This is a genomic window from Arcobacter sp. YIC-80 (genome assembly GCF_044841725.1).
Taxonomy (GTDB): domain Bacteria; phylum Campylobacterota; class Campylobacteria; order Campylobacterales; family Arcobacteraceae; genus Arcobacter_B.
In genome coordinates this window covers 833544-841510 of sequence record NZ_JBJBSI010000001.1, presented here as the reverse complement: position 1 = coordinate 841510, position 7967 = coordinate 833544, and the positions used below count along the sequence as shown (strand labels likewise).

The 7967-nt window shown below is 25.5% G+C and carries 6 protein-coding genes; 5 read left to right on the top strand and 1 reads right to left on the bottom strand.

Annotated elements, in window-relative coordinates:
* The 4 genes from ACH5BK_RS03955 to ACH5BK_RS03940 form a co-directional block, all read left to right on the top strand.
* Positions 1–1683 (top strand): type VI secretion system Vgr family protein (locus tag ACH5BK_RS03955; RefSeq protein WP_404304640.1); only part of this gene is annotated, 1683 nt, incomplete at its 5' end.
* Positions 1676–3265: a LysM peptidoglycan-binding domain-containing protein gene (locus ACH5BK_RS03950; protein WP_404304638.1), complete on the top strand. Its 1590-nt coding sequence runs from the start codon at positions 1676–1678 to the stop codon at positions 3263–3265. The genes ACH5BK_RS03955 and ACH5BK_RS03950, both read left to right, overlap by 8 nt.
* 18 nt (positions 3266–3283) lie before the next feature.
* Positions 3284–3856, top strand: a complete 573-nt coding sequence (locus ACH5BK_RS03945) for a hypothetical protein (protein ID WP_404304636.1) — start codon at positions 3284–3286, stop codon at positions 3854–3856.
* Positions 3857–3987: 131 nt separating this feature from the next.
* A complete protein-coding gene (locus tag ACH5BK_RS03940; RefSeq protein WP_404304634.1) occupies positions 3988–6066 on the top strand; it encodes a P-loop NTPase fold protein in 2079 nt (692 codons plus the stop codon).
* A gap of 21 nt (positions 6067–6087) precedes the next feature.
* Here ACH5BK_RS03940 and ACH5BK_RS03935 read toward each other — a convergent pair whose 3' ends face one another.
* Positions 6088–6774, bottom strand: coding sequence for a hypothetical protein (locus ACH5BK_RS03935; RefSeq protein WP_404304632.1), 687 nt, complete (start codon positions 6772–6774; stop codon positions 6088–6090).
* Between the two features lie 111 nt (positions 6775–6885).
* Here ACH5BK_RS03935 and ACH5BK_RS03930 point away from each other — a divergent pair, with 111 nt between their 5' ends.
* Complete coding sequence (locus ACH5BK_RS03930) at positions 6886–7950, top strand: hypothetical protein (RefSeq protein ID WP_404304630.1); 1065 nt, start codon at positions 6886–6888, stop codon at positions 7948–7950.
* The last annotated feature ends 17 nt before the right edge of the window (positions 7951–7967 follow it).

Sequence of the window (7967 nt, the reverse complement as noted above, 5' to 3'; positions counted from 1 at the left end):
CCAAGAATAAACTCAATATTAACAGCAAAAGTATCAAATGGGAATTCAAATACAAAAGATTATGATAATAGTATAGATGTAGATGAAGAAGGAAGAATAAGAGTACTGTTTGCATTTGAAGAGAATCAAATAACATCAACATACCTAAGAGTATCAAATATACAATCAGGGAATGGATATGGGAGTCAATTTATACCAAGAGTAAATCAAGAAGTAATAGTAGGATTTATAAATGGGGATCCAGATTGTCCTATAATAATAGGAAGTTTGCATAATGGGGAGAATAAGAAGGCATATAACTTGCCAGAGAATAAAACACAAAGTTATATAAGAACAAATTCAATGCCACAATATGAGGAGACAAAAGGGTATAACGAGTTATTATTTGAAGATAAAAGAGGAGAAGAGAGAGTATCAATAAGAGCACAAAGAGATTTAAATTTCCATGCTTTAAATAATCAGAATATACAAATAGAGAATAATTCAAAGACCATAGTACAGAAAGATAAAGAGGAGACGATACAAGAGAATTCAAATTTAACAGTAGGGAAAGATTTAAATGAGAATGTAAAGTATAATCATATTTCGACGATACAGAAAGAAAAACTTACTTCTGTTTTGGAAGATTATGAATTACATGTATTAAAAGATTTAAATACAATAGTCAAAGAAGATTTAAAAACAATAGTAGAAAAAAACTATGCTCAAAGAGTAAAAGGGAATAAAACAACATTTGTAGAAAAAGATGTAAAGAAAAAGTATTTACAAAATTTATTTACACAAATAGCAAAAAACTATAGACTAGATGTGCAAAAAGCATATCATATAAAAGCAAAAACAATAAAACAAACAGCAGATAAAGTTGAAATAGTAGCAAGTAATGGGATTAGCTTAAAATGTGGAGGAAATGTATTAACTGTAGATACAGGAGGAATACACCTAAAAGCAGGGACTATAGATACATCATCTGGTAATGGTGGAGTAAGTGCACAAGAAGTAGAAAAACCAGAAATACCAAAACCACTTTATAATAAAGTAAGAGTATTAAAGCTAATTCCAAGTATCACAAAACAAAATGAAATAGAAGAAGTTCTAACATATACAGCAGAAGTAGAAAGATATGAGAATGATGCATGGGTAAAAACAACTCAATTAACAAAAGGGCAAGAAACACAACTGCAATGGGTGTTTATAAAAAATAATGATCAAACAGATAAAGATATTTTACTAGATAATCCAACAGAAGATAACATAACAATAAATGGTCTAGAAATGAGTGTAAAACTAAATAAAGAGAATAGATATAAGTATGGACATGCCCATTGTTATGTTGTAAACTCAGAAAAAGAGGGATATGCTCAAAGTGAACTAAAAAGATACTTAGAAGTAGAAGATATAATACCAATACATACCTCACAAGAAGAGGGAGAGTGTACAGCAAAATTAAATATAGAAGAACCAAGAGAAGAAGAGCTTTCACTTATAAGATGGACAGTAGAAGGAAGAGAAGAGAGTAAATATAATGGTAGAAAAGTTATAAACCATAATTTGAAAGAAGAAAAAGTATATGAGATAAACTTCACAGCATATATAGAAGGCAAACCAGAAGATGCTGCAAATGCAAAAATGAGTTATGATGAGAAAGCTAAGATTATCACAGATTTAAAGGCAAAACGTGGATAAATACACTCTAGAAGAAAAAATAATTATTTCTACAAGAACAATAAATGTAGAAATAGGAAAAAAAGTAAGAGTTGTATTAAAATTACTTAATAAAGATAAAAAAGAATTAGCAAAAAAAGATTATAAAGAGAAAGTATTAAAAGATAGTGGAAATAAAATAGGAAAAGTAGAAACGAAGTTTACTACTAAAAATCTATCAGAAGAGTTAGATATTGAGCCATTAAGTGTAAAGTATGTATCAGGATGGATAGATACAGATGATGATGGAGAGATAACTAGAGAGTATAATGAAGAAGTTATGATTGAAATTGAGCCTGAAAAAATTAAAGCTTTATATTTTTCTTATGATGAACCAAAAAAATTACAAATACATGAGGTAAAAAAAGGTGAAAACCTATCTTCTATAGCACAGCAATATAATACAACATATCAAGAAATAGCTTCAATAAATAAAATATTAAATCCAAATCTAATATATCCACAACAAAAATTAATTATCCCTCAAGAAGATAAAGAGAAAGAATTAAATAAGATTAAACTTAATGGAACAATGATTCCTTTGGGAACTAAAATTAATGTTGTAGCTAAGGGAACAAGAGGAAGTACAGCTACTATAAAAATATTAGTTAAAGATTCTATATTTGAATTTTTGAAAGATAATCAAAATATAACACAATTTGATGTGACATTTGATGAAAATGGACAAGCTATTACACCTATAACATTAAGACCCAAAAGTGATGAAAAACTTAAACAACTTATAGATAGACTTTCTCCAAGTATCAGAGGCTTTATAAAAGAAGAAAAGTTAACTTTAAAAGGTGAAATAAATAAAGAGAATTATCAATCTTTATTAGAAACAGATGATATGAATACAATAGGACTAGTTCATTATCAAACATATATAAAAAAAGCCTATATAACTAACCCAAATACAAGACAGGTCCAAACAGAACTTACTGCTAAACAGCAAGGTAATGATATAATATTTTTTGATGAAAATAATCAGGCAGTAGCTAGTACAAGTATGGATAATATTGTAAATACCCTTGGTAATATTAATAATGGTCTTGGAGGATTAGCAACAGGTATGGAATATGTTGATGGAACCTTTGCCTTAAAAGATACAAAAGGTATCCATATAAAACACTATGAAAGTGGTTGGCATGGTAATCAATATGTGAAGACTTATAGTATGTCTAAGTGGGCAGGTAGAATTAGCAATGGAACATTTGTTATTAGTGTGGTTATTGGTGCAGTACAAATTAATTCAGCTCTTGATCAAGATAAAATAGAACTTGAAAGTCAAGGGATTAAGACTTCATCATTTATAGATGGAATTGGACAGCATACAGAAAAACAAATAGGAAGTACTGCTTTAGGGTTTGCTGGGGGAACAGCTACTGGTATTATTGCTGTTGCATTACTTCCGGCTAGCGCAGGAATATTATTAACTCTTGGTACCTTTACAATAGTTGGAGGAATTGTAGGTTGGGCTCTTTCAGAAATAGGAAGTGAAGGAATTGAACTAATACAAGAAGTAAAAGGGAATACAATATTAAATGATTATTCACTATACTAAAACTAAAAAGAAATTTCAATGAAACAAATAGAATATTTTTATAATATAATATATTACTTTTTTTATAGAGGAGCTATAAGCTTTGCTAATGGGAGCATATATTTAGTAATGCCTATAATCAAGGTATTTTATTTTTTTGTAAATAAAATACCTTCAATTCGTAAGTATTATGTAACTGAAGATAATGATGATCCTCTGGATGTTGCACTTAAAAGAACAAAAAAAGTTACAGAAAATCCATCATTAGGTTTAGGAACAATTATAGGACATGGCTTTGCCACATCAGTTATACTCTTTTTCTATATGGGTATATATCATATAATTAAATATCTTTTATTTCCTACTTTTGAAGATGTTTTTGTATATGTTATAAGTATAAGTGCAATATTAGCGTACGCAACAGATATTATATTTACTCAAACATATGATAAAAGTGAAAAATATATAAAAGAGTTTAATAAAAAGAAGGGCTGGTGGAGAATTAAGTGGAAAATCATAACAATAGCTTCACTTTTCTTAAGTCTTTGGTTTTCTTTATCCACTTCTAGTGGAGGAATGATAGGACAGTATCTTATAAGCTTACATAATTAAAAAAGGTCAATTGAGTTTGAATACACAAATATTAGCAATTCGTTACTTAATAGGTTTAGTTGAAGTATTAAGTATAAACTTCCTTAACAATACATGTAATATAAAAATAAATAAACTTATTAAGGTATTAAATGTTAACAAATGAAAAAATAAATAAGTTGAATTTGATTAATGATTCTGCAATATCACAGATTAAAGACGATAGTTTAAATTTTGATGTATATGCACAAGTTTTATCAGAAGCAATACTTCAAACTCCAACACCTTTTACTATTGGAATATATGGAGAGTGGGGTAGAGGTAAAACTTCTTTATTAAATTTTCTTATGAGAGAAATCGAAGTAAATAAAAAGTCAAGCAATACAATCAATATATTTTATGATACATGGAAATTTGAGAATGATAATAAACCTTTATTATCTTTACTTAATGTAATTGAAAAAAATATAAAAAAAGTAAGATTTGAACATGATGAAGACTTAATATTAAGTATTTTAGAATATATAAAATATACTAAAACAGCAGTAAGTAATATAAGTGACGAATCTAAAATAGATGTTGCCAATATAGAATATAAAAATATTGATGATGATATAAATAGGCATATAATAAATCAAAGCACATATTTTGAAATTTATGAATTATTAAGAGGTTTAGAAAAAATTTTAGAAAAAGAAAAATTTAGAATTATAGTTTATATTGACAATTTAGATAAATGTAAATCACAGAATACTTTTAAAATTTTTGAAAGTATAAATTTGATTTTGGACCTTAAAGGCTTTTCTTTTATATTTGCAGCAGATAGAAATATTCTTGAAACAAGTTTAAAGTCAAATATTTCAAATAGTAAAGATTATTTGGATAAATTAGTGCAACTTCCTTTTATTTTACCAAGTTTTGAAGGTAAAATAAATACCTTACTAGAAAATATATCTTCTAAGAATGGAAATAGTTTTGTTTTGGAAGATAGTATAAAAAATGTGATTAATTCTATATCTTCTTTAAATAAATTGACACCAAGGTTAATTATTAGATTAATAAATAGAATAAAAGTTTCTAGTGAAATTTATATAAGATTAAATAATCAAGATAAATCAAAAACAGAAGAAATATTCTCTTTATTTTCAATTTCATGTACTATAGATGAATTATTTAAAGAACTTCATTTAGAGCTAATAAAAAATGATAACTTGATTAAATACTTAGTTGGTTCTTTACGAAATGAAACTTTTATTAAAGAGTCAATACCTCTAAGTTTAGTTGATTCTGATAATAAATATATAATTGAAATTATAGAAAAGTATTTTAATATATTGAAAAGGATTTTTAATACAGAACAAGGTAAATATTGGTTAGAGAATAAACAACTAAGAATAAATACTTATGAATTCTTACAATTAAATAATATCTATAAGAATATAGAACCCAAAGCATCTACTTTGTATAAATCAGATTTTCTTGAAAATGCAATAATCACACATAAAGATTTCGAAGTAAAACCAAAAGAATTTATTCAAATACCAAATCAAGATTTTGAAATGAGTAAATATGTGGTTACAAACAAATGGTTTAAGGAATTTATTTTAGCAGAAGGATATAATAATTCTAAGTATTGGAAAAGTATTGCTGCTAATGTATGGCTTATGAACAATAAAATAAATACTCTTGATGAAAAATATGAAAAAATGCTTGAAAAAGAATCTGAGTTTTTTCAAAAGAAATATAAAGAACAACTATTAAAAGAGAATTTCAACAAGGACTTACAACCTGTGGTGTATGTAACTTATTATGAAGCAGAGGCATTTTGTAAATATTTAAGTGATATCGATCAAGAATATACTTATCAAATTCCAACAAAAGAACAATGGGAATATGTGGCAAAAGCAGGAAGTGAAAATAGAATTTATCCCTGGGGAAATAATTGGAATCCAAACTATTGTAATAATGCTATCACACAATTAAATAAGACTTCTGAAATTGGGATGTTTCCTCAAGGAGATAGTAAATTTGGTGTAAGTGATATTGCTGGTAATGTTTGGGTTTGGACTTCTTCTCTTGAAGAAAATGAATTTAATTATTTAAAAGGTGGTTCTTGGGATTTTTCAGATTCATCTTATTTTAGAGTATTTGGGGATTACTCAACATTTTATAATAATCCTTCATATCAACATTATGATATAGGATTTTATTGTATAAGAAAAAGAAAGTAAATTTAGATAATCATAAAACTTTTAGTTTTTATGATTATCAATTCTTTGTTTTACTTCTTTGACTATATTTGACCAGTCTTTTATAAAAGGTTTATATTCTGTCTTTTTTTCTTCAGAAAGTGATAGATAAGTTCTAAGATAACTTCTTTTTTTACCTAATGATAAATTTATTATTTCATTACATTTTGATAATCCTAAAACCTTTAGTTTTTCAAAGCTTGGATATTGCATTTTGGTTTTATTGAAAGCAAACATATTTTCTTTTAAAATATTATTTTCTACACCTGTTGTAATAAAAAGCAAATTATTATTTAAGTCATATAAATTATCTGCTGTTATAAGACACCCAGCATGATCTAAATAAGGATTTTCCCCTGTTGGTAGTATTATTAAATTTGATTTTTTAATAAGTTTTAGAATTGTTTTATCAATAAAAAAACATCCTGCTAGATCAATAATTACAATTTTAGAATTTTTAATCTTTTCATCTATCTCAAAATCATAAGTTAAATATGTATGTTCATAAAACTTTATTGCGCCAGATATAGCAGAACCTTGATCGTTTGTAATATATGGGGCATTTAATTCTTTTGCAAGACCTAAAGAAATTACTGATTTTCCAATACCTCCTTTATATCCTGCTCCAAAAATTATAAATTTATTTTCTAAAGCATTCAAAAGATTTTTATTTAACATGAATAAATTCATTGTTGCATACCTAATATAATTATTTTTATGCATTATACTAAAGTTGTTTTAAACTAAGTTTAACAATTATTTTGTAATAATTATGACAATTATATAGAAGGGTTATATAAAGTGAATTTTGAAAACTATAATAAAATATATCAAGAAATTTTAAATGATGAAAATAACGAAATATCAGCTAATTATCTATTAAATAAGTATGAAATAAGTCATGATGAAGAATTAATAAATATATTAAATCAAATAAAAAAAAATGAGTATATTAGTAGTGATAGTGAAATAATAAATAAACTTCTAAAAGAACTTGATGACAATGAAGAATTGTTAAATATTTATGACATAATAAATGTGAAAGAAAAAGTAATAAATTCTGATACAGTTGAAACATATATTAATGACTCAGAAGTAGAAGAAGATAGTATTAAAAATTCCTTAAAGGATGAAGAAAAAACGAAATTTGATTTAACTAAAATCAAAATATATTTAGTTTATTTACTTGGGTTTTTATTGATTATTGCTTTAATTATATATCTTACAAATACTACTAATGAGGTAGAAACACCTAAGTTGGAAGCTGATAAAAATATCGCCAACGCAAATATATCGAAAGACCTTGAAGAAAAAACACAAAATAATATAATAGAAGAAAATATAGAAGTTCTTGAGAATTCAAAAGAAGAAAAATCTGTGAAGCAAGAGACAAAGAAAATTGATTTAGAAAAAACTTCAATAATAAATGAAGAAAAAATTGATGATAAATTAAATGAAGATATTAAAATAGATGAAGATATTAAAATAAATGAAGTTAATCAAAATAATGAAAATATTGAATTAGAAAAATCAATATTAAATGAAGTAGATCAAAAAGAAGAAGTTAATAATGATGAAAAAACTAAACTCAATGAAGATTCAGATATAGAGTACAGTGTTGAAGAAAAGTTAAATATACTTATGACTAATTCAAACAAACAAGACGAGATAAAGTTGAACTCTCTTGATGATATTCAAAAGTATGTAAAAGAATTTACGTATAAAAATGGACAATTATCATTTAGAAATAATTTATATAAAGAAGATGATAGTTTATTTGGTTTTAAAATATATAAGATAACTTCTATTTATATTAAGTTCCAAGATGAAAAAAAACAAATTAGAAAAAGATTTTTATTAAAATAAACAAAAAAGGAATGTAT